We start from the raw sequence: 22,503 nt of genomic DNA, 5'->3' as shown, positions 1-22,503 counted from the left end.
GCGCATCATTTCGAACCGACATGCATACGATCGTTCTCGGCGCCGGCGTGATCGGCGTCGCCACCGCGTTCCATCTGCGCGAAGCGGGATTCGACGTCACCGTGATCGAGCGCGAGGCCGACGTTGCGCTCGCGACGAGCCGCGGCAACGCCGGCATCATCGCGCCCGGCTACGTGACGCCGTGGGCCGCGCCGGGCATGCCCGCGAAGATCCTCAAGTACCTGTTCAAGCCCGCGTCGCCGCTCATCTTCCGGCCGACGCTCGACCTCGCGCAATGGCGCTGGATCGCGCGCTGGCTGCGCGAGTGCGAGCTCGCGCGGTTTCGCGTGAACAAGCAGCGGATGCAGCGCGTCGCATATTACAGCCGCAGTTGCCTGCGCGCATTCCGCGACCGGCATCCGTTCGACTACGGCGCGAGCCGCGGCTATCTGCAGCTCTTTCGCAGCGAGTTCGACGTGCAGCTCGCGATGCCCGCGCTCGCGGTGCTGCGCGACGCGGGCATCGGGCATCGCGAGGTCGGCGCCGACGAATGCATGCAGATCGAACCCGGCCTGCGCTGGGCGAACGCGCGGCCCGTCGGCGGGCTCTATCTGCCCGACGACGAGGCGGGCGACTGCGCGCGCTTCACGCGTCGGCTTCGTGCGATCTGCGAAGCGAACGGCGTCCGGTTTCGCTTCGGCACCGACGTGCGCGCGCTGCAAATCGAACGCGGTCGCACGTGCGGCGTGACGATCGCGCGCGCGGACGCGCCGCAGCGGCGGCAAGGGCGGCCCGCGCAGGAAGAGCGGCTCGCGGCGGATGCGGTCGTCGTCTCGCTCGGCGTCGACAGCGCGGCGCTGCTCGCGCGCGTCGGCGTCCACGTGCCGCTCTATCCGGTCAAAGGCTATTCGGCGACGCTGCCGATCGTCGACGAAGAAAAAGCGCCGCGCGCCGCGCTGATGGACGAATCGCTGAAGACCGCGATCACGCGCTTCGGGCCGACGCTGCGCGTCGCGGGCACGGCCGAACTCGGCGACCGTCGCGCGACGCTGCGCGAGCAGGCGCTCCGCACGCTGATGAAGGTGCTCGACGACTGGTTCCCGCATGCGGCGCGCGCCGCCGACGCGCAGTTCTGGGTCGGCCGTCGGCCGATGACGCCCGATGGCGCGCCTTTGCTCGGCCCGTCCGGCATCGACGGCTTATGGCTGAACGTCGGCCACGGCTCGACCGGCTGGGCGATGTCGATGGGTTCGGGAAAGGTGGTCGCCGATCTCGTCGCCGGGCGCGAGCCGGAGATCGATCTCGACGGGTTGACGCTCGCGCGGTACGGCGGCGGGCGGTGAGCGGCCGGTGGGTGGCGGCTGGCGACGCGCCAGCGGGACGCGCGGCCGCGGATCGCGGCCACACTCGCCGACGATCGGGAATGCATGTCGACGACGCGCGCGAAGTTGAAGCAATCGTCGCGCGCGAGGCGCGAGCGCCGCAAGCGATCATGCGCGAGGACGGCATTCACCTCGACGAGCGCTGCCGAATGGGCGCGGCGATCATCGGGGCGCGTCCCGATGACAATTGCCGACGCCGCGCCCGCCCAAAGCGATCGGCGCGCGACGGAGAATCACGGCGCGAATGCGGGAACGAATCAAACGAATCAGAAGATAGCCGCCCGATCGAACCAGAAAGCCGCTCGATGTCGCGAAATGAGCATCGAATGACGACCGCCCCATCAAGGCCATCGACGATTGATTGCCCACCCGACGTGCGGATGGCGCAAGCCGCGGACAACAAGAGAACCGCAAGCGGAAGCGGCACGGAGAGAAGCGCCGAGGCCGAGCAGCGTCGCCGAATGCCGATCGGCGACGCAGCCGGTCATTTCGTCAGACGAGCGAAAGAAAGGACATCGAACGACGAGCGGCCGACGCCGCGATCGCTTCGGGAGCCTGAGCGTTCGGCGAAATGCCGCTCAACAACAAGGCCCCCGCGCTATGCTCGCCCCGCCGTCATCCACGCAGCGCCGCCGACGCGAGCACCCGATGCTCGGCGCCCGGGCGCGCGAGAATGCTCTCGTAGAGCGTGAGCGTTTCGAACCGCAACGCGAGCGGCATGCCGCTTGCGGCATCGTTCGCGCTGTCGACCGCCACGCGACGCGCATCGCGCGGAAACCGCGCGATCGTCACGTGCGGCTTGAACGCACGGCTGTCGGGCGGCAAGCCGAGCTCGCGCAACGCGCCGCCCACCCGATCGCCGAGCGCGAGCAACTGGGGCTGCGGCGCGAGCTCCGCGACGACGAGCCGCGCATGCGCGGTGCTCGGCCAGCAGACGACGCGCTCGACGTCGACGGTCGGCACCGCGTCGACCGCCGCGAGTTCGGCGAGGCGCGCGCCGAGCTGCTCGCTCTTCGCCCGCTCGACCGCGCCGAGGAACGCGATCGTCACGTGCAATTGATCGCGCGACGTACGCCGCGCGCCGGCGGCGACGGGCAGCGCCGCGAGCGCGTCGCGCGACGCCCGATCGAGCGTGAGCGCGACGAAGCAGCGCAGCCGGTCGCCCGCCATCGTCACCGCGCGGAGCCGAGCGGCCCCGCGGCCTGAGTCGCGCCCGCGGCACCCGCGCCGCGCGCCGCCGCGAGCTTGTCGCCCTGCGGCAGCGGCCCGTGATCGCCCCACACGTCTTCCGGGAGCACCTTGGCGAGCGCGGGAATCGTCTTGCGCGTAAACACCGGATCGGCCACGCCCGCCGCGCGCTGGCGCTGGTAATCGCGCCATGCGGCGAGCGCGTACTTGCCGAGCATCAGGATCGCGATCAGGTTGATGAGCGCCATCAGGCCCATGCTCGTGTCGGCCATCGCCCACACGAGCGGCAGTTGGCCGACGCTGCCGAACATCACCATCCCGAGCACCGCGAGACGGAAAATCAGCAGCGCGCCGCGCCGGCTCGTGACGAATTCGACGTTGCCTTCCGCATACGCGTAGTTGCCGATCACCGACGAAAATGCGAGGAAGAAGATCGCCACCGCCATGTAGATGCCTCCCCAGTCGCCGACGTGGCTCGAGATCGCGCGCTGCGTGAGCGCCGCGCCTTCCATCGACGTGCCCGGCTCGTACTGCCCCGACAACAGGATCACGAACGCGGTCGCGCTGCAGATCACGATCGTGTCGACGAACACGCCGAGCATCTGGATCAGGCCCTGCGTGACCGGATGCCGCGTGCTCGCGGTCGCGGCCGCGTTCGGCGCGCTGCCCATCCCCGCTTCGTTCGAGAACAGGCCGCGCTTCACGCCGATCGACACCGCCTGGCTCACCGCATAGCCGGCGAAGCCGCCCGCCGCCTGCTCGAGGCCGAACGCGCTCTTCACGATGAGCACGATCATCTCCGGCACGAGCGCGACGTGCGTCGCGACCGCGTAGACGGCGAGCGCGAGATAGCCGATCGCCATCACGGGCACGATCACCTGCGCGACGTGCGCGATCCGGCGAATGCCGCCGAAGATGATCGGCGCCGTCAGCGCGACGAGCCCGAGCCCGACCGCGGCGCGGCTGAAGCCGAACGACGTGTTGAACGCCTCGGCGATCGCATTCGCCTGCACCGCGTTGAACACGAAGCCGAACGCGAGAATCAGCGACAGCGAGAACAGCACGCCGAAGCCGCGCGAGCGCAGCCCGATCTGGATGTAGTACGCGGGACCGCCGCGATACGTGCCGTCATGATGCGACACCTTGAAGATTTGCGCGAGCGTCGCTTCGACGAACGCGGACGACATCCCGACGAGCGCCGTCATCCACATCCAGAAGATCGCGCCCGGGCCGCCCACCGTCATCGCGACCGCGACGCCGGCGATGTTGCCCGTGCCGACGCGGCTCGCGAGCCCGGTCGCGAACGCCTGGAACGACGAGATGCTGCCCGGCTCGCCCTTGCTGCCGACGAGGCGCATGCTGAGGAACAGCGCGCGCAGCTGGATCATCCTGAAGCGCAGCGTGAACCACACGCCCGCGCCGAGCAGCAGCGCAATCAGCACGTAGTTCCAGAGAATGCCGTTGATCCCGTCGATCAACGCATGCACAAAGCCTTCCATCCATCATCTCCTGATTTGGGGTCGGATTATTCTTGATTCCGGTCATAGCCGGCTGAGGGCCGACATGATATGACAGGTTTCGCCGACGCTTACAAAATGAAATTTTTGCAGAGAAAGATGAAAGGATGGGCGCTGCGTGCAGCGCGCGTCGACGAAGCCGTCGCGAGCCGCGCGATACCCGCGCCGTGCCCGCGGCCGGACGATCGCGCATAAAAAAACCGGGCGCCCTAATGGACGCCCGGTTCGTCGAAACGACGCTCTGGCGAACGATGCTCGCTCAGCGCGGCAGTTCCGAACTGCCCATCAGGTACGCGTCGACCGAGCGCGCGCACTGGCGGCCTTCGCGGATCGCCCAGACGACGAGCGACTGGCCACGGCGCATGTCGCCCGCGGCGAACACCTTGTCGACCGACGTGTAGTACGCGCGATCGCCTTCGGTGCCCGCACGCGCGTTGCCGCGCGCGTCCTTCGCGACGCCGAACGCGTCGAGCACGGGTGCGGCCGGCTGCGTGAAGCCCATCGCGAGCAGCACGAGATCGGCCTTGATCTCGAACTCGGAATTCGGCACTTCCTGCATCTTGCCGTCGACCCACGCGACGCGCACCGCGATCAGCTTCTCGACCTTGCCGTTCTTGCCTTCGAAGCGCTTCGTCGCGACCGCCCAGTCGCGCTCGCAGCCTTCGTCGTGCGACGACGACGTGCGCAGCTTGATCGGCCAGTACGGCCACACGAGCGGCTTGTTCTCCGCTTCGGGCGGCTGCGGCAGCAGCTCGAACTGCGTGATGTGCTTCGCGCCGTGGCGGTTCGACGTGCCGACGCAGTCCGAGCCCGTATCGCCGCCGCCGATCACGACGACGTGCTTGCCCTTCGCGAGCAGCTGATCGGGCACCTTGTCGCCAGCGTTCACCTTGTTCTGCTGCGGCAGGAAATCCATCGCGTAATGGATGCCCGCGAGCTCGCGGCCCGGCACCGGCAGATCGCGCGGCGTTTCCGAGCCGCCCGCGATCACGACCGCGTCGAACTCGTCCTTCAGCGCGTCGGGCGAGATCGTCTCCTTCGCCATGTTGCCGATCGACTCGGGCAGCGGCTCGCGGCCGATGAACACGCTCGTGCGGAACGTCACGCCTTCCGCCTCCATCTGGCGCATCCGGCGGTCGATCAGCCACTTCTCGAGCTTGAAGTCGGGGATCCCGTAGCGCAGCAGGCCGCCGATCCGGTCGCTCTTCTCGAACACCGTCACGTCGTGCCCCGCGCGCGCGAGCTGCTGCGCGGCGGCGAGGCCCGCGGGGCCGGAGCCGACGACCGCGACCTTCTTGCCCGTCTTGTGCGCCGCCGGCTGCGGCTCGACCCAGCCTTCCGTCCACGCCTTGTCGATGATCGCGTGCTCGATCGACTTGATGCCGACGGGATCGTCGTTGATCCCGAGCGTGCACGCCGCTTCGCACGGCGCCGGGCAGATGCGGCCCGTGAACTCGGGGAAGTTGTTCGTCGAGTGCAGCACTTCGATCGCCTGCCGCCAATCCTGGCGATACACGAGATCGTTGAAGTCCGGAATGATGTTGTTGACGGGGCACCCGCTGTTGCAGAACGGGATGCCGCAATCCATGCAGCGCGCGCCCTGGATCTTCGCGTCCTCGTCGGTGAGTGCCGCGACGAACTCCTTGTAGTGCTTCACGCGCGTGAGCGGTGCTTCGTACGCCTCGTGGCGGCGTTCGAACTCCAGAAAACCGGTTGCCTTGCCCATAAGGTTCTCTTCTGAATCTGTTGAATCGAGTAAGGGGGACCCGCGCCCGCCATCGGACGGGCGCGTTCGCTATGTCGTCGAGCCGCCCTGCATCAGGCGGCGAGCACCTCGTTGGCTTTCTTCTTCGCGCCGATTTCGCCGAGCGCGCGCTTGTATTCGTGCGGGAACACCTTCACGAACTGGCGACGCGCCGCATCCCAGTTTTCGAGCAGCGACTTCGCGCGCGGCGAGCCGGTGAACTGGAAGTGGCGCTCGACGAGCCCCTTGAGGAGCGCTTCGTCCGTCGCGCCGCCGTGCCAGAGCGCGGGATCGACCGTGCGCTCCTGCTCGGCCTGCTGCAGCACCGGATCGAGCGCGACCATCGACTTGTTGCACTTCGCGGCGAATGCGCCGTCCGGGTCGTACACGTATGCGACGCCGCCCGACATGCCCGCGGCGAAGTTGCGCCCGGTCTCGCCGAGCACGACGACCGTGCCGCCCGTCATGTATTCGCAGCCGTGGTCGCCCGTACCCTCGACGACCGCCGTCGCGCCCGAGTTGCGCACGCAGAAGCGCTCGCCCGCGACGCCGCGGAAGAACGCCTCGCCTTCGAGCGCGCCGTACATCACCGTGTTGCCGCAGATGATGTTCTCCTCGGACTTGCCGCGGAAATCGTTGGTCGGACGGATGATGATCCGGCCGCCCGACAGGCCCTTGCCGACGTAGTCGTTGCCGTCGCCGACGAGGTCGAGCGTCACGCCCTTCGCGAGGAACGCGCCGAAGCTCTGGCCCGCCGTGCCCTTCAGCTGGATGTGCACCGCGTCGTCGGCGAGGCCGTCATGGCCGTGCTTCTTCGCGATCGCGCCGGACAGCATCGCGCCGACCGTGCGGTTCACGTTGCGCACCGGCTGGATGAACGACACGTGCTCGCCGTTCTCGATCGCGGCCTTCGCCTTCTCGATCAGCGTGTGGTCGAGCGCGCGCTCGAGGCCGTGGTCCTGCGACTCGAGGTGGCGGCGCGCAATCCCCTCGCAGCCTTCCGGCTGATAGAACACGCGCGTGAAGTCGAGGCCCTTCGCCTTCCAGTGCTCGACGCCGCGGCGCATGTCGAGCAGATCGGCGCGGCCGACGAGATCGTCGAACTTCGCGATGCCGAGCTGCGCCATGATCTCGCGCGCTTCCTCGGCGACGAAGAAGAAGTAGTTGACGACGTGCTCGGGCTGGCCCGAGAACTTCGCGCGCAGCACCGGATCCTGCGTCGCGACGCCGACCGGGCACGTGTTCAGATGGCACTTGCGCATCATGATGCAGCCTTCGACGACGAGCGGCGCCGTCGCGAAGCCGAATTCGTCCGCGCCGAGGAGCGCGCCGATCACGATGTCGCGGCCCGTCTTCATCTGGCCATCGGCCTGCACGCGGATGCGGCCGCGCAGGCGGTTCAGCACGAGCGTCTGCTGCGTCTCGGCGAGGCCGAGCTCCCACGGCGTGCCCGCGTGCTTGATCGACGACAGCGGCGATGCGCCCGTGCCGCCGTCATGACCCGCGATCACGACGTGATCGGCCTTCGCCTTCGCGACGCCCGCCGCGACCGTGCCGACGCCCACTTCCGACACGAGCTTCACCGAGATGCTCGCGACCGGGTTGACGTTCTTCAGGTCGTGGATCAGCTGCGCGAGATCCTCGATCGAATAGATGTCATGGTGCGGCGGCGGCGAGATGAGACCGACGCCCGGCACCGAGTAGCGCAGCTTGCCGATGTATTCGGACACCTTGTGGCCCGGCAGCTGGCCGCCTTCGCCCGGCTTCGCGCCCTGCGCCATCTTGATCTGGATCTGGTCGGCCGACGCGAGGTACTCGGCCGTCACGCCGAAGCGGCCCGACGCGACCTGCTTGATCTTCGAGCGCAGCGAATCGCCTTCCTTGAGCGGAATGTCGCGGACGATTTCGTCGCCGATCACCGACTTCAGCGTGTCGCCGACCTTGATCGGGATGCCGCGCAGCTCGTTGCGATAGCGGTGCTCGTCCTCGCCGCCTTCGCCGGTGTTCGACTTGCCGCCGATCCGGTTCATCGCGATCGCGAGCGTCGTGTGCGCTTCCGTGCTGATCGAGCCGAGCGACATCGCGCCCGTCGCGAAGCGCTTGACGATGTCCTTCGCCGGCTCGACTTCGTCGATCGAAATCGCCTTCGCCGGATCGACCTTGAACTCGAACAGGCCGCGCAGCGTCATGTGACGCTTCGTCTGATCGTTGATCAGGTGTGCGTATTCCTTGTACGTCTGGTACGAATTGCCGCGCGTCGCGTGCTGCAGCTTCGCGATCGAATCGGGCGTCCACATGTGGTCTTCGCCGCGCACGCGGAACGCGTACTCGCCGCCCGCGTCGAGCATGTCGGCGAGCACCGGGTTGTCGCCGAACGCGTCGCGGTGCAGGCGGATCGCTTCATCGGCCACGTCGAAGAGGCCGATGCCGCCCACCTTCGACGCCGTGCCCTTGAAGTACTTCTCGACGAGATCGGTCGACAGGCCGAGCGCTTCGAAGATCTGCGCGCCGGTGTACGACATGTAGGTGGAGATGCCCATCTTCGACATCACCTTCTGCAGGCCCTTGCCGACCGCCTTCGTGAAGTTGTAGACCGCCTTCTCCGGCGACAGGTCGCCCGGCAGGCCTTCCGCCATCTTCGCGAGCGTTTCCATCGCGAGGTACGGGTGCACGGCTTCCGCGCCGTAGCCCGCGAGCAGCGCGAAGTGGTGCGTCTCGCGCGCGGAGCCCGTCTCGACGACGAGGCCCGTGCTCGTGCGCAGCCCCTGCTGCACGAGGTGCGTGTGGATCGCCGACGTCGCGAGGAGCGCCGGGATCGCGACGTTCTCGGCGTCCGTCTTGCGGTCCGACACGATGAGGATGTTGTAGCCTGACTTCACCGCGTCGACGGCTTCCGCGCACAGCGACGCGAGGCGCGCCTCGATGCCTTCCTTGCCCCACGCGACCGGATAGCAGATGTTCAGCTCGTACGCGCTGAACTTGCCGCCCGTGTAGCGATCGATCGAGCGGATCTTCGCGATGTCCTTGAAGTCGAGCACGGGCTGCGACACTTCGAGACGCATCGGCGGGTTGATGTTGTTCGTGTCGAGCAGGTTCGGCTTCGGGCCGATGAACGACACGAGCGACATCACCATGTTCTCGCGGATCGGGTCGATCGGCGGGTTCGTCACCTGCGCGAACAGCTGCTTGAAGTAGTGATAGAGCGTCTTGTTCTTGTTCGACATGACGGCCAGCGGCGAATCGTTGCCCATCGAGCCGACCGCTTCCTCGCCCTGCTGCGCCATCGGCGCCATCAGGAACTTGAGGTCTTCCTGCGTATAGCCGAACGCCTGCTGGCGATCGAGCAGCACCGCCGACGCGCGGCGCTCGGCCGCGACATCCGCGTCCTCCGGCTCGATCTCGTCGAGCTTGATGCGGACCGCGTCGATCCAGCTCTTGTACGGCTTCGCGTTCGCGAGGTTGTCCTTCAGTTCCTTGTCGTCGATGATCCGGCCGTGCTCCATGTCGATCAGGAACATCTTGCCCGGCTGCAGGCGCCACTTCTTGACGATCTTCGATTCGGGAATCGGCAGCACGCCCGATTCCGACGCCATGATCACGAGATCGTCGTCGGTGATGATGTAGCGCGCCGGACGCAGGCCGTTGCGGTCGAGCGTCGCGCCGATCTGGCGGCCGTCGGTGAACGCGATCGCGGCGGGGCCGTCCCACGGCTCCATCATCGCGGCGTGGTATTCGTAGAACGCGCGGCGGTTGTCGTCCATCAACGTGTGCTGTTCCCACGCTTCCGGAATCATCATCATCACCGCGTGCACGAGCGGATAGCCCGCCATCACGAGCAGCTCGAGGCAGTTGTCGAACGAAGCCGTATCCGACTGGCCCGGATAGATCAGCGGCCAGAGCTTCGGCAGGTCGTCGCCGAGCACGTGCGACGCGATCGCGCCGGTACGCGCGTTCAGCCAGTTGACGTTGCCCTTCACCGTGTTGATTTCGCCGTTGTGCGCGATCATCCGGTACGGGTGCGCCAGCTCCCACGCGGGGAATGTGTTCGTCGAGAAGCGCTGGTGCACGAGCGCGAGCGCGGAGACGACGCGCCCGTCCTGCAGATCGCGGTAGTACACGCCGACCTGGCCGGCGAGCAGCAGGCCCTTGTAGACGACCGTGCGCGCCGACATCGACGGCACGAAGTATTCCTTGCCGTGCTTGAGCTTGAGCGCCTGGATCCGGTGGCTCGCGGTCTTGCGGATCACGTAGAGCTTGCGCTCGAGCGCGTCCGTCACCATCACGTCCTTGCCCCGGCCGATGAAGATCTGGCGGATCACGGGCTCGCTCGCCTTCACCGCGGGCGAGATCGGCATCGCGTGATCGACCGGCACGTCGCGCCAGCCGAGCACGACCTGGCCTTCCGCCTTCACCGTGCGCTCGAGCTCCTGCTCGCACGCGATCCGCGACGCGCTCTCCTTCGGCAGGAAGATCATGCCGACCCCATATTCGCCGGCGGGCGGCAGCGTCACGCTCTGCTTCGCCATCTCCTCGCGATAGAACGCGTCGGGGATCTGGATCAGGATGCCCGCGCCGTCGCCCATCAGCGGATCGGCGCCGACCGCGCCGCGGTGATCGAGATTCTCGAGGATCTTCAGACCCTGCTCGACGATTTCGTGGGTCTTCTTGCCCTTGATGTGAGCGACGAAGCCGACGCCACAGGCGTCGTGCTCGTTTTGCGGGTCGTACAGACCTTGCGCGGCGGGAATCGCGCTCTGCGGCTGCTGGTGGTCGATCATGGGGACACCGTCTGTAAAGGGCCTAACGGCCGTTGAACCATTTGCTTGTTGCCCGTCGCCCCCGCCTCCCGGTGGAGCGCAACGCGGCCGGCCGGGACGGAGCGCACCGCGCCCGGGACCGCCGGAACTCGGAATATACGCGACGAATCAATGGAATAGCAAATTAATGCCAATGATTTGCCCCTAATTATCATCTTGGTGCGCGATCACGCCGTTTTATTGGGGCCGCATCAAAATGGGGCAAAAACAAGCGGCACCCTCGGGCGCCGCCTCGCGCGCCACCGCCGACGCGCTCACTGCTGGATGGGCGGCGTGTTCTCGCGCACCTTGCGAGGCCGCCCGCGCGGCAGCGGCGACACGCGCCGGTTCGCCGTGCGCGCAGCCCACTCGCGGTAGGTCTCGCCGCCCAGCACCCAGCCCTTCAGCGTCGCCTGCTGGAGCTGATCGGCCTGGCGCTCGTCGAGCGGCTGCTCGCACAGCTCCTTGTACGCACGCTGCCGCTCGAACGGCGTGTTGCCGAGCGCCCAGTACAGCGGATGGTCGGTGATCAGGCTGTCGACGGTGAGGCCGACGTGATGCCGATAGCTCGACCAGCGGTACGCTTCGGGGCTCGTCACGAGCTGCGCGCGCACGGGGCTTATCTCGACGACCCGGCTCGCGAGCAGGAAGTAGCGCTCGCCCTCGATGACGGTCGCGCGATAGCGCCCTTCCCACAACGTGCCGCGCCGCGAGTAGCGCCGGTTGAAATGCGCGACGTAGCGGCGGCCGACCGCCTGCATCGCTTTCGGCAGGCTGGCCTCGTCGCTCGGCGTCACAAGAAGCTGGACCTGGCGCGGCAGCAGCACGTATGCATGCACCGCCAGATGATGATCGCGCGCCGCCGCCTTCAGGCAATCGATGAATAATTCGTAATCCTGGTCGTCGACGAACGCCGGTTGCTGATCCAGGCCGCGTAGAATCACGTGCTGCGGCTGATCGGGAACGTAAAGTCGTGCTAGCCGTGCCATGCTGAATGTCCGTTTGATCGCGTTAGGAAATACCCGAAGGCTCGTATAAGTGCGTCCGCGTCAAAGCCCGTCGCGGTGCGGGAATACGCACGGTCGTGCGAATTCTAGGGAAAATGCTCTAGCTTACAACTCTGTTCTGTTTGAAACACCGTCGTCATAATGAGCACGCCCTTTTATCGGAGGAGACAAAGGATGAAACAAAAAATGGCCATTACGGGGGCCGTTGCGCTCGCCTTCGCGGCAGCCGCGACCGCAGCGCACGCGCAATCCGCAGGTAGCTTCTACGTCACGACCGGCTGGTTCCACCTCGCGCCTCAGGACAGCAGCGATCCGCTCAAAGTCATGAACGTCGGCGGCACGCCCGTCAATCACGAGGTGCCCAACACGGGCGCGGGCATCGACAATGCGGATACCATCGGCTTCGCCGCGGGCTACTTCCTGACGGATCACATCGCCACTGAATTGGTCGCCGGGATCCCGCCAAGGTTCAATCTGAACGGCAAAGGCTCGCTCGAACAGTTCGGCGTGCTCGGCCATGCGTACCAATGGAGCCCGGCGCTCCTCCTCAAGTACTACTTCAACGACGCAAAGGCGAAGTTCCGGCCTTACGTCGGCGTCGGTGCTTCGTACATCTGGTTTACCGGTGCGAAGATCTCCAATAGCGCATTCGAGCGCGGTGTGCTCGGCGGCCCGACCAGCGTGACGACCAGCAATCAGTGGGCGCCCGTCCTCAACGCAGGCTTCACTTACAACTTCACCGACCACTGGTTCGGCGGGCTTTCCGTGTCGTATATTCCGGTGAGCCTGACGGCTACGCTGACGACGCAACGCCCGACGCCGATCGGTACGCTCACGCAAACCTCGCAGGCGAAGATCCGACTGAACCCGATCGTGACCTACCTGAACATCGGCTACCGTTTCTAAGCGTAGTCGAATATTTGGGGAATGGTTAATTCCGCTGCAATTTGTAGCGGAATTTTCTTGAGGTTACGAGACGACCATCGCCTCTTGCTCCGGCGGCGACCCGCCGGAGCGGTTTCGTTCGCGCATTGCACGCAAACCGTCGATTTCATCCTTCGCGATCGGCGAAGCCCGGCCCGATCAGGTCGATCCGGTCCGTGCAAATGACGTCCACGCCCCACTGCATGAGCTCGCGGGCCCGCGCGGGATCGTTCACCGTGTACGCGAGAATGCGCAGCCCCGCCGCTTTCACGTCGCGCACGAGCGCCTCGTTGAATTGCGCGTGATACGCGTGCAGCGACACGCAGCCGAGCCTTTGCGTCTCCTCCAGCCAATCGGCCGGAATCTCCTCGTACAGCATCCCGCGCGGCAGGTCCGGCGCCGCCGCGCGCGCGGCGCCGAGTGCCGCCGCCGAGAACGACGACAGCAGCGGCGGCACGGCGGCAGCGCGCCACAGCGCGGCCGCTTCCGCCGCGACGACGCGGCCCGTCTCTTCGTCGCGCTCCAGGCACGGCTTGATCTCGACGTTCGCCGCCAGACCGAGCGCGAGGCAGCGCGCCGCCGCCTGCGCGAGCGTCGGCATCCGCTCACCCGAAAAGCGCGCGTCGAACCACGCGCCGGCGTCGAGCGCCTCGAGCGCCGCGTAGCGCATCTCGCGCGCGGGCCCCGTTCCGCTCGACGTGCGCTCGACCGTGTCGTCGTGCAGCAGGAACGCGACGCCGTCCGCCGACAGCTTCGCGTCGAATTCGACCATCTTGTGTCCGTAGCGCGCGCCCGTGTCGAGCGCGGCCAGCGTGTTTTCCGGCGCGAGCGCGCCGCCGCCCCGGTGCGCGACCACGCGCGGATAAGGCCAGGTTTGCAGGATCGTCATCGCAGTCTCGTCGGAAGCGGTGGGTCGAATCAGCCGGCGCGCTTGCCCGTCGCCGGATCGAAGAAATGCAGATGCCGCGCGGGCAGCGCGACGGGCAGCGTCTCGTCGCGCGCCGGGCGCATCGCATGCGGCAGCCGCACCGCGACGTCGTGCGCGCCCCAGCGGCCGTGCGCGAGGTTGTCCGCGCCGAGCAGCTCGCACGAATCGACCGCGAGCGATGCTGGCGCCGCGCCCGGCTGCGGCGTCATGTGCTCGGGCCGCACGCCGAGTATCCATTCGCGCCCGAGCGCGATCTCGCGGCCGACGCCCGCCGCGCCCGCGACCGGCAGCCTGGGGCCGCCGTCCGCGACGTCGAACGTCGCGCCGTCTTCGGAAAGCCGCCCGTGCATCAGGTTCATCGCCGGCGAGCCGATGAAGCTCGCGACGAACGTCGTCGCCGGTTTCTCGTACACGTCGACGGGCGCGCCGATCTGCTCCGCGTAGCCGCGATTCATCACGATCACGCGCTGCGCGAGCGTCATCGCTTCGATCTGGTCATGCGTCACGTAGACGCTCGTCGTCGCGAGGCGCGCGTGCAGCCGCTGTATTTCGAGACGCATCTGCACGCGCAGCTTCGCGTCGAGGTTCGACAGCGGCTCGTCGAACAGGAACACCGACGGCTCGCGCACGATCGCGCGCCCCATCGCGACGCGCTGCCGCTGCCCGCCCGACAGCTCGCGCGGCCGCCGCGGCAACAGCGGCCCGAGCTCGAGAATCTGCGCGGCCGTCTGAACGCGCGCGTCGATCAGCGCGCGGTCGACGCCGCGGATCTTGAGCCCGTAGCCCATGTTCTGCGCGACCGTCATGTGCGGATACAGCGCGTAGTTCTGGAACACCATCGCGATGTCGCGATCCTTCGGCTCGAGCGCGTTGACGACCCGGCCGCCGATCTCGATCTCGCCTTCCGTCACCGTCTCGAGGCCGGCGATCATCCGCAGCAGCGTCGACTTCCCGCAGCCGGACGGCCCGACGAGCACGACGAACTCGCCGTCGGCGATATCGACGTCGATCCCGTGCAGCACGTATTGCGCGCCGTCGTAACTTTTCCTGACGCCCTTCAAGCTCAGCGCGGCCATGCTTCGACATCCTCCAGATTGCGTTTCATTTTTCCGAATCGACGAGACCGCGCACGAACCAGCGCTGCATCGCGAGCACGACGACGAGCGGCGGCAGCATCGCGACGAGCGTCGCCGCCATCACGAGATGCCACTCGGTCGCGGCGTCGCCGCTCGCGATCATCGACTTGATGCCGACGACGGCCGTCGTCAGCGACGCATCGGTCGTGATCAGGATCGGCCACAGATACTGATTCCAGCCATAGATGAACGTGATCACGAAAAGCGCCGCGATGCTCGTCTTCGACAGCGGCAGCACGACGTCCCAGAAGAAGCGCAGCGGCCCCGCGCCGTCGATGCGCGCGGCATCGACGAGCTCGTCCGGCAGCGTCATGAAGAACTGCCTGAACAGGAACGTCGCCGTCGCCGATGCGATGAGGGGCAGCGTCAGGCCGGCGTAGCTATTCGTCAGATGCAGCGTCGACACGACCTGCACGGTCGGAAAGATCCGCACCTCGACGGGCAGCATCAGCGTGACGAAGATCAGCCAGAACGCGGCATTGCGCAGCGGAAAGCGGAAATAGACGATCGCGTACGCGGACAGGATCGATACCGCGATCTTGCCCACCGCGATCACGAGCGCCATCACGATGCTGTTCACGAGCAGCGTGCCGAACGGCGTCGTCATCCCGCCGCTGCCGCGCTGCCAGACGGCCGCGACGTTCTCGACGAGATGCGTGCTCGGCACGAGCCGCAGCGGCACCGTGAACACTTCGTGCGCGTTCATCGTCGCCGCGCAGAAGCCGACGTACACCGGAAACACGATGACCGCGATCCCGGCGATCAGCATCGCGTGGCAGAACAGGTCGAAGCCCTTGCGATTCTCGATCATGCGTATTGCACCCTGCGCTCGACGAAGCGGAACTGGACGACCGTCAGCGCGACGACGATCGCCATCAGCACGACCGATTGCGCGCCCGAGCTGCCGATGTCGAGCCCCTGAAAACCTTCCGCGTAGATCTTGTAGATCAGCGTCTTCGTGCTCTGCCCCGGGCCGCCCGCGGTGGCGGCGTCGATCACCGGGAACGTGTCGAAGAACGCGTAGACGAGATTGACGACGAGCAGGAAGAAGCTCGTCGGCGACAGCAGCGGCAGCGCGATGTGAAAGAAGCGCCGCACGGGGCCCGCGCCGTCGATCGCGGCCGCCTCGATCAGCGAGCGCGGAATCGCCTGCAGTCCTGCATAGAAGAACAGGAAGTTGTAGCTGACCTGCTTCCACACCGATGCGATCACGACGAGCAGCATCGCCTGGCCGCCGTTCAGCGCGTGATTCCAGACGATGCCGAAGTGCGCGAGCGCATACGTGATCACGCCGATGCTCGGGTTGAACAGGAACGCCCACAGCACGGCGGCGATCGTCGGCGCGACCGCGTACGGCCAGATGAGGAGCGTCCGGTACGCGCGCCCGCCGCGGATCACGCGATCGGCGCACGCGGCGAGCAGCAGCGACACGACGAGCCCGCAGACGGTCACGCTCGCGCTGAACGCGAGCGTCGTCTTGAACGACTCGACGTAGAGCGGATCGGCAAACAGGTGCGCGAAGTTGCCGAAGCCGACGAACTCGCTCGACGTGCCGAACGCATCCTGCATCTGCGTCGACTGCCAGAGCGCGACGCCCGCCGGCCATAGGAAGAAGATCGCGGTGATCGCGAGCTGCGGCGCGACGAGCATGTACGGCAAGGCGCTCGCGCCGAAACGGGAACGGGGTGTCATCGGCAGGATTCCGAACAGACGTCAGACGAATGCCGCCGCCCGCGGCCGCCGTCGCCGCCCGCCCGCACGCGAAGCGCTGCGGTGCGGGCGGGCGGTGACGGCCGCGACGCGCGGCGGCGAGCGCTCAACCGCCCGACTTCTCGAAGCGGCGCAGCAGCTCGTCGCCGCGCGTGGCGGCCGAATCGAGCGCCGCCTTCGGCGTCTTCTTCTGCGCCCACACCTGCTCGAGCTCCTCGTCGACGATCGTGCGGATCTGCGGCATGTTGCCGAGCCGCAGCCCCTTCGTGTACGGCAGCGGCGGCTTGTTCATCATCTGCTTGATCGCGGTGTCCGCGCCCGGGTGCTTCGCGTAGAAGCCCTGCTCGCGCGCGAGATCGTACGCGGCCGTCGTCACGGGCAGATAGCCCGTGTCCTCGTGCCACTTCGCGGCGACGGCGGGCGAGCTCAGATACGCGAGGAATTTCGCGACGCCCTTGTACGTGGCCGGATCCTTGCCCGCGAGCACCCACAGGCTCGCGCCGCCGATGATCGCGTTCTGCGGCGCGCCCTTCACGTTCGCGTCGTACGGCATCATCCCCGTGCCGAAGTCGAACTTCGCGTACTTGCGGATCGTCGCGAGCGCGCCCGACGACGTCGTCATGATCGCGCAGTCGCCGCTGTAGAACTTCGCGGTCGCCTCGTCCTTGCGGCCGACGTACGTGAACGTGCCGTCCTTCGCCATGTCCTGCAGGAACTGGATGTGCGCGATCTGCTGCGGCTTGTTGAAGTCGAGCGTCGCGTCGGCGCCGTCGAAGCCGTTGTTGCGCGTCGCGAACGGCAGGCCGTGCCACGCGCTGTAGTTCTCGAGCTGGATCCAGCCCTGCCAGCCCGTCGTGTAGCCGCACGCGTAGCCCGCTTTCCTCAGCTTTTCCGCGTCGGCCTTCACGTCGGCCCACGTCTTCGGCGGCTGGTTCGGATCGAGCCCCGCCTTCTTGAACGCGTCCTTGTTGTAATACAGCACGGGCGTCGAGCTGTTGAACGGCATCGACACGAGGTGCCCCGTCTTCGCATCGCTGTAATAGCTCGCGACCGTCGGCACGAACGCCTTCTCGTCGAGCGGCACACCCGCCTGGCGGAACACGTCGGACACGGGCAGCACCGCCTTCTTCGCCTGCATCATCGTCGCCGTGCCCACTTCGTACACCTGCAGGATCGCCGGCGCGTTGCCGCTGCGGTAGGCGGCGATGCCCGCCGCGAGCGCCTGGTCGTAGGCGCCCTTGAAGACCGGCACGATCTTGTAGTCGCTTTGCGATGCGTTGAACTGCGCGGCGATCTCGTTCACGCGCTCGCCGAGCGCCGCCTCCATCGCATGCCAGAACTGGATCTCGGTGGCCGCGCACGCCGCCTGCTGCGCGCCGAGCCAAAGCACGCTCCCGAACGCGAGCGAACGAACCAGCGTCTTGTATTTCATCGACTCTCTCCTTTTCTCCTCGGTCCGGGCAACACGCGCCGCACCGCCGCCCGTCCGCGCCGGACACGGCAAGCCGGCCAGTTTAGTTTTCGTCCATGACAAACAAGCGTTGATACTCTTTCAATGCGAAACGATCGGTCATGCCGGCGATGTAGTGCGCGACGAGGCGCGGCTGCTGCGCGGCGTCCGCCGCCTGATAGTCGGGCGGCAGCAGGCGCGGGTCACCCGTGAACGCGTTGAAAAGGCCGGTGACGACCCGTTGCGCCTTGCTCGCCATCCGCATCACGCGGTAGTGACGGTACAGGTTCTTGAACAGGAAGCGCTTGAGCGCCGCCGCCTGCGCGGCGATCCGCTCGCCGTGCGCGACAAGCGGCGGCGCCGCGCGCACGTCGTCGAGCGACGTCGGCGCGTGGCGCGCGAGATTGCGCGTCGTCGCATCGATCAGATCGACGATCAGCGTGTTGATGATCCGGCGCACCGTCTCGTGCACGAGGCGGCGGCCTTCGAGATGCGGGTACTCGGCGAGCGCCGCCTCGTAATGGCCTTGCCACAGCTCGACTTCCGCGAGCTGCTCGATCGTGATGAGCCCCGAGCGCAGGCCGTCGTCGACATCGTGATTGTTGTACGCGATTTCGTCCGCGATGTTCGCGAGCTGCGCCTCGAGCGACGGCTGCCTGCCCTGCAGGAACCGCTCGCCGAGTTCGCCGAGCTTGCGCGCGTTCTCGCGCGAGCAGTGCTTGAGGATCCCTTCGCGGGTCTCGAAGCACAGATTCAGCCCGTTGAACGCGCCGTAGTGTTCCTCGAGCTCGTCGACGACGGCAAGGCTCTGCAGGTTGTGCTCGAAGCCGCCGTAATCGCGCATGCACGCGTTGAGCGCGTCCTGCCCCGCGTGACCGAACGGTGTGTGGCCGAGATCGTGCGCGAGCGAGATCGCCTCGACGAGATCTTCGTTCAGGCGCAGGTTGCGCGCGACGGAGCGGGCGATCTGCGCGACTTCGAGACTGTGCGTGAGACGCGTGCGGAACAGGTCGCCTTCGTGGTTCACGAAGACCTGCGTCTTGTATTCGAGTCGTCTGAACGCGGTGGAGTGCACGATGCGGTCGCGATCGCGCTGGAACTCGGTGCGCGCCGCGGGCGGCGCCTCGGGATAGCGCCGGCCGCGCGATTGCGACGCGTGCGCCGCATACGGCGCGAGATGCGCTTCGAGCGCGGCGGTGGTCGGCGCGGCGACGGGGATCGCCTGCTCGCCGCCCGCGCGCGCGGGTTGCGCGTCGCGCGTTTCGCGTGGGATGCCGCCGGGTATTTCGCTCACCGTGTCGTGTCCTCCACTTCAAATGCGCCGGATCGGCCCGCGCCGCGTTACTGGGTGCTTGCCGCCAGCGTCGCGGAAACGGCGTCGTCCGGCGCCTGGGTCATGATCGTCTCGCCGAAGCGTTTTAGCAGAATGAACTTGATCGCGCCCGCTTCCGCCTTCTTGTCGACGCGCATCAGCTCGACGTAGCGCGCGTCGCCCAGGCTCGGCGCGCGCGTCGGCAGATGCGCGGCCTCGACGACCTTGCGCAGCCGCGCGCGCGACGCTTCGTCGAGATGGCCGACGCGCACCGACAAATCGGCCGCCATCACCATCCCGCAGCCGACCGCTTCGCCGTGCAGCCATTCGCCGTAGCCGAGACCCGCTTCGATCGCGTGCCCGAACGTATGGCCGAAGTTCAGGATCGCGCGCAGGCCGCCTTCGCGCTCGTCCGCGGCGACGACGCTCGCCTTGATCTCACACGAGCGCTTGACCGCGTGCGCGAGCGCACCCGGATCGCGGCGATTCAGCGAATCGACGTTCGCTTCGATCCAGTCGAAGAATTCGGCGTCGGCGATCGCACCCGTCTTGATGATCTCGGCGACGCCCGCCGCGAGCTCGCGATCGGGCAGCGTCGACAGCGCGCCGATGTCGGCGATCACCGCCTGCGGCTGATAGAACGCGCCGATCATGTTCTTGCCGAGCGGATGGTTGATGCCCGTCTTGCCGCCGACCGACGAATCGACCTGCGACAGGAGCGTCGTCGGCACCTGGATGAACGGCACGCCGCGCATGTAGCACGCGGCGGCAAAGCCCGTCATGTCGCCGATCACGCCGCCGCCGAGCGCGATCAGCGTCGTCTTGCGATCGGCGTGCTGCTCGAGCAGTCCGTCGAAGATCAGATTGAGGGTTTCCCAATTCTTGTACGCTTCGCCGTCGGGCAAGACGACGGTCGACACGCGCTTGCCGAACGGCGCGAGCGCCGCGCGCAGCTTGTCGCCGTAGAGCGGATCGACCGTCGGGTTCGTGACGATCGTGACGGACGCGCCCGCGATGTGCGGCGCGAAGAGTTCGGTGCGGCCGATCAGATCGGCGCCGATGTGAATCGGATAGGCGCGCTCGCCCAGGTCGACGTTGACGGTAATCATGCTTGTATTGGCTTGGCGACGATGCCCGCCATCTCGAGCTGCATCAGCACCATGTTGACGAGCCCGTTGACGGACGGACGGCCGGTCTCGATGACGAAGTGCGCGCATTCGCGATAGAGCGGATCGCGCGCTTCGTACAGCGCTTCGAGCTTGGCTTTCGGATCGTCGGTTTGCAACAGCGGGCGGTTCTTGTCCTTGCGCGTGCGCAGCCAGAGGTCGTGCGGATTCGCGCGCAGATAGACGACAAGGCCGCGCGAATGCAAGAGTTCGCGGTTTTCGGAACGCAAAATCGCGCCGCCGCCCGTCGCCAGCACGATGTTCTCGCGCTGCGTGAGCTCGGCGATCATCTGCGCCTCGCGGTCGCGGAAGCCGGCCTCGCCTTCGAGTTCGAAGATGACCGGAATGCGCGCACCCGTGCGCGCCTCGATCTCGTGATCCGAATCGAAGAACGGTCTGTCGAGCCGGCGCGCGACCGCCCGGCCCACGGTGGTCTTACCCGCCCCCATGAGCCCGACGAAAATTACGTTCACGTGTGGGTCCCGCGCTTGCAACGGCTTCCTCTGCTTCAATGAGTGTGTCGCGCAGCTTACTGGCAAAGCGCCCGCCTTGTCGAGCCTGGCTCCCACGGGGTTCAGGGCCCGATCACGACGGTCGGCGTGATGTAGACGACGAGTTCGCTGCGCTGCGCACGCAGCGCGCGGTGCCTGAAAAGCGCGCCCAATACCGGTATTTTGCCCAAGAGCGGCACCCGAGTCACATCGTCGCGGTCGTCGCTCTCGAAAATCCCGCCGATCGACACGGTTCCGCCGTTTTCGACCTCGACGCGCGTCTGCACGTGCTTCGTATGGATCGCGGGGCCGGATGCGGTTTCCTCGCCGACGCTGTCCTTCGCGATATCGAGATCGAGAATCACGCGCCCGTCGGGCGTGATCTGCGGCTCGACTTCGAGCTTGAGGGTCGCACGCCGGAACTGGACGCCGGACACGCCGTTGCCGACCTTCGCCTGGTACGGCAACTCGGCGCCCTGCTCGACGACGGCCTTCGTCCGGTCAGCCGTCACGACGCGCGGACTCGACACGATCTGGCCCCGGCCCTCCGACTCGAGCGCGCTCAGCTCGACGTCGAGCAAGCGGCTCGCACGCGCGGCAAACAGCGTCAGACCGGCGGTCGCCGCGTCGAAGCCGCCGATCGGCCGTGCGGTGAGATCGGCCAGCGTGCCGTTGCGGCCGGCGACGACGCCCGTCGCGCGGTCACCCGCATCGGGCGCACGCAGCGCGAGGCGCGCGCCGAGATTGCGCGAGAACCCGCGGTCGCCCTCGACGATCCGCGCTTCGATCAACACTTGCCGAGACGGCGTATCGAGCTTGCCGATCAGATCGGCGACCTGCACGAGACGCCCGGACAGGTCGGTGACGAACAGCAGATTCGTCCGAGGATCGGCGAGCACCGAGCCGCGCTTCGACAGGATCCGCTGTCCGGCCGAGCCGGCGAGGAGGCGCTGCACGTCGGCCGCACGCGCGTAGCGGAGCACGAAGCTACGGCTCGCGAGCGGCTCGAGCTCCGCGGCGCGTGCGTGCGCGTCGAAACGCAGGCGCTCGCGCTCCGCGAGTTCGGCGACGGGCGCGATCCATATCACGGTGCCGCGCCGCGCCATCGCGAGACCGTGCGCTTCCAGCAGCGCGTCGAATGCGCTGCGCCAACGAACATTGTTCAGACGCAACGACACGGTGCCATGCACGCGCTCGCTGACGACTATGTTGATGCCCGTGAAGCGCGCGAACGCATCGAAGACCGCGGCGAGGCTCGCCTGCTGCAGGTTGAGGGAGATTGGGCGGTCGTCGTCGGATTCGGCGACGGCGGCGGCGGCTGCGGGGGTGATGGCTGCAGCGGTGTCGGAAGCGGCGTCCGGCGGCAGCGAGCGAGGCTCGCCGCTCATTCGCTGCGCAGGCGCGAGCGGGACGGGCGGCCCTTCCAGCGCGACGTCCGCCGCCATGCCGCCCGCCGATGCGGCGCCGGCCGACGCCGAATCGACAGACGCCCCGGCTGCCCGCGCCACGCCGTTCGCCGCCTGTGCCGCGTCGTCGCCGAGTTCGACTGCGCCGCCCTCGTCACCCGCGTCTTGCAATTGTTCCGCAACCGAAACGCGCGCGGAATCCGTTCGCCAAGCCGCGGCCGGCAACGGCGCGCGGCCCGCCGCCCCGACCGATGCGACTGCCGACCACCCGACGGGCGCCCCCGCGGGCAAAGGCGGCAGCGACGCCGCGGCCTCGCCCGCCGTCCCGATCGCGCACCCTATCAATAATTGAGCGAATCCGCGCATC

Annotated in this window: 16 protein-coding genes; 2 read left to right on the top strand and 14 right to left on the bottom strand. The window is 67.3% G+C overall.

All coding sequences use genetic code 11. From position 1 onward, the window contains the following. Positions 1 to 20: 20 nt before the first annotated feature. Positions 21 to 1,322 (top strand): D-amino acid dehydrogenase, encoded by a 1,302-nt coding sequence (locus BG90_RS09260; protein ID WP_010117269.1) that lies wholly within the window; start codon positions 21 to 23, stop codon positions 1,320 to 1,322. 654 nt (positions 1,323 to 1,976) lie between these two features. Here BG90_RS09260 and thpR read toward each other — a convergent pair. The 5 genes from thpR to BG90_RS09225 all read right to left on the bottom strand — a co-directional run bounded on the left by thpR (position 1,977) and on the right by BG90_RS09225 (position 11,595). Continuing rightward, positions 1,977 to 2,537: an RNA 2',3'-cyclic phosphodiesterase gene (gene thpR, locus BG90_RS09250; RefSeq protein ID WP_025990026.1), complete on the bottom strand. Its 561-nt coding sequence runs from the start codon at positions 2,535 to 2,537 to the stop codon at positions 1,977 to 1,979. Then, a complete protein-coding gene (locus tag BG90_RS09245) occupies positions 2,534 to 4,048 on the bottom strand; it encodes an alanine/glycine:cation symporter family protein (protein WP_045568119.1) in 1,515 nt (504 codons plus the stop codon). The genes thpR and BG90_RS09245 overlap by 4 nt, the downstream gene beginning before the upstream one ends. 277 nt (positions 4,049 to 4,325) lie before the next feature. Further along, on the bottom strand, positions 4,326 to 5,792 hold the full coding sequence (locus tag BG90_RS09235) for a glutamate synthase subunit beta (RefSeq protein ID WP_010117283.1): 1,467 nt from the start codon (positions 5,790 to 5,792) through the stop codon (positions 4,326 to 4,328). A gap of 92 nt (positions 5,793 to 5,884) precedes the next feature. After that, on the bottom strand, positions 5,885 to 10,588 hold the full coding sequence (locus BG90_RS09230) for a glutamate synthase-related protein (RefSeq protein WP_010106906.1): 4,704 nt from the start codon (positions 10,586 to 10,588) through the stop codon (positions 5,885 to 5,887). A 293-nt stretch (positions 10,589 to 10,881) separates the two neighbouring features. After that, on the bottom strand, positions 10,882 to 11,595 hold the full coding sequence (locus tag BG90_RS09225; RefSeq protein ID WP_010106907.1) for a transposase: 714 nt from the start codon (positions 11,593 to 11,595) through the stop codon (positions 10,882 to 10,884). A gap of 192 nt (positions 11,596 to 11,787) precedes the next feature. Between BG90_RS09225 and BG90_RS09220 the strand changes: the two genes are divergently transcribed. Beyond that, positions 11,788 to 12,519: an OmpW/AlkL family protein gene (locus tag BG90_RS09220; protein ID WP_025990027.1), complete on the top strand. Its 732-nt coding sequence runs from the start codon at positions 11,788 to 11,790 to the stop codon at positions 12,517 to 12,519. A gap of 145 nt (positions 12,520 to 12,664) precedes the next feature. Here BG90_RS09220 and ugpQ read toward each other — a convergent pair whose 3' ends face one another. The 9 genes from ugpQ to BG90_RS09175 all read right to left on the bottom strand — a co-directional run bounded on the left by ugpQ (position 12,665) and on the right by BG90_RS09175 (position 22,502). Further along, complete coding sequence (gene ugpQ, locus BG90_RS09215) at positions 12,665 to 13,426, bottom strand: glycerophosphodiester phosphodiesterase (RefSeq protein WP_010117284.1); 762 nt, start codon at positions 13,424 to 13,426, stop codon at positions 12,665 to 12,667. A gap of 29 nt (positions 13,427 to 13,455) precedes the next feature. Next, complete coding sequence (locus tag BG90_RS09210) at positions 13,456 to 14,541, bottom strand: sn-glycerol-3-phosphate import ATP-binding protein UgpC (protein ID WP_045568118.1); 1,086 nt, start codon at positions 14,539 to 14,541, stop codon at positions 13,456 to 13,458. 25 nt (positions 14,542 to 14,566) lie between these two features. Then, the gene (gene ugpE / locus BG90_RS09205; RefSeq protein ID WP_010117287.1) at positions 14,567 to 15,412 is read right to left on the bottom strand and encodes a sn-glycerol-3-phosphate ABC transporter permease UgpE; all 846 of its coding nucleotides are present in this window, start codon (positions 15,410 to 15,412) and stop codon (positions 14,567 to 14,569) included. After that, a complete protein-coding gene (gene ugpA, locus BG90_RS09200; protein WP_025990028.1) occupies positions 15,409 to 16,293 on the bottom strand; it encodes a sn-glycerol-3-phosphate ABC transporter permease UgpA in 885 nt (294 codons plus the stop codon). Before ugpA ends, ugpE begins: the two co-directional genes overlap by 4 nt. A 124-nt stretch (positions 16,294 to 16,417) precedes the next feature. Next, the gene (gene ugpB, locus BG90_RS09195) at positions 16,418 to 17,743 is read right to left on the bottom strand and encodes a sn-glycerol-3-phosphate ABC transporter substrate-binding protein UgpB (RefSeq protein WP_010117289.1); all 1,326 of its coding nucleotides are present in this window, start codon (positions 17,741 to 17,743) and stop codon (positions 16,418 to 16,420) included. 82 nt (positions 17,744 to 17,825) lie between these two features. Continuing rightward, on the bottom strand, positions 17,826 to 19,055 hold the full coding sequence (locus tag BG90_RS09190; protein WP_045568117.1) for a deoxyguanosinetriphosphate triphosphohydrolase: 1,230 nt from the start codon (positions 19,053 to 19,055) through the stop codon (positions 17,826 to 17,828). A gap of 47 nt (positions 19,056 to 19,102) precedes the next feature. After that, positions 19,103 to 20,182: a 3-dehydroquinate synthase gene (gene aroB, locus BG90_RS09185; protein WP_010117293.1), complete on the bottom strand. Its 1,080-nt coding sequence runs from the start codon at positions 20,180 to 20,182 to the stop codon at positions 19,103 to 19,105. Then, positions 20,179 to 20,733 carry a shikimate kinase gene (locus tag BG90_RS09180; protein ID WP_010106921.1) on the bottom strand — a complete coding sequence of 185 codons (555 nt, stop codon included), beginning with the start codon at positions 20,731 to 20,733 and terminating at the stop codon, positions 20,179 to 20,181. The genes aroB and BG90_RS09180 overlap by 4 nt, the downstream gene beginning before the upstream one ends. Positions 20,734 to 20,813: 80 nt before the next feature. Beyond that, positions 20,814 to 22,502: a type IV pilus secretin PilQ gene (locus tag BG90_RS09175; protein WP_045568294.1), complete on the bottom strand. Its 1,689-nt coding sequence runs from the start codon at positions 22,500 to 22,502 to the stop codon at positions 20,814 to 20,816. Position 22,503: the final 1 nt, after the last annotated feature.

This window comes from Burkholderia oklahomensis C6786 (assembly GCF_000959365.1).
Lineage (GTDB): Bacteria > Pseudomonadota > Gammaproteobacteria > Burkholderiales > Burkholderiaceae > Burkholderia > Burkholderia oklahomensis.
The sequence above is the reverse complement of the archived record's forward strand: the minus strand, read 5'-3'. Positions and strand labels throughout refer to the sequence as shown.

Excerpts from the sequence above, each read along its gene's own strand:
- ugpQ (WP_010117284.1), bottom strand. The coding sequence starts at position 13,426 with ATGACGATCCTGCAAACCTGGCCTTATCCGCGCGTGGTCGCGCACCGG.
- ugpB (WP_010117289.1), bottom strand. The coding sequence starts at position 17,743 with ATGAAATACAAGACGCTGGTTCGTTCGCTCGCGTTCGGGAGCGTGCTT.
- BG90_RS09245 (WP_045568119.1), bottom strand. The coding sequence starts at position 4,048 with ATGGAAGGCTTTGTGCATGCGTTGATCGACGGGATCAACGGCATTCTC.
- ugpE (WP_010117287.1), bottom strand. The coding sequence starts at position 15,412 with ATGATCGAGAATCGCAAGGGCTTCGACCTGTTCTGCCACGCGATGCTG.
- BG90_RS09220 (WP_025990027.1), top strand. The coding sequence starts at position 11,788 with ATGAAACAAAAAATGGCCATTACGGGGGCCGTTGCGCTCGCCTTCGCG.
- BG90_RS09260 (WP_010117269.1), top strand. The coding sequence starts at position 21 with ATGCATACGATCGTTCTCGGCGCCGGCGTGATCGGCGTCGCCACCGCG.
- BG90_RS09175 (WP_045568294.1), bottom strand. The coding sequence starts at position 22,502 with ATGCGCGGATTCGCTCAATTATTGATAGGGTGCGCGATCGGGACGGCG.
- BG90_RS09235 (WP_010117283.1), bottom strand. The coding sequence starts at position 5,792 with ATGGGCAAGGCAACCGGTTTTCTGGAGTTCGAACGCCGCCACGAGGCG.
- ugpA (WP_025990028.1), bottom strand. The coding sequence starts at position 16,293 with ATGACACCCCGTTCCCGTTTCGGCGCGAGCGCCTTGCCGTACATGCTC.
- BG90_RS09230 (WP_010106906.1), bottom strand. The coding sequence starts at position 10,588 with ATGATCGACCACCAGCAGCCGCAGAGCGCGATTCCCGCCGCGCAAGGT.
- aroB (WP_010117293.1), bottom strand. The coding sequence starts at position 20,182 with ATGATTACCGTCAACGTCGACCTGGGCGAGCGCGCCTATCCGATTCAC.
- BG90_RS09225 (WP_010106907.1), bottom strand. The coding sequence starts at position 11,595 with ATGGCACGGCTAGCACGACTTTACGTTCCCGATCAGCCGCAGCACGTG.
- BG90_RS09210 (WP_045568118.1), bottom strand. The coding sequence starts at position 14,541 with ATGGCCGCGCTGAGCTTGAAGGGCGTCAGGAAAAGTTACGACGGCGCG.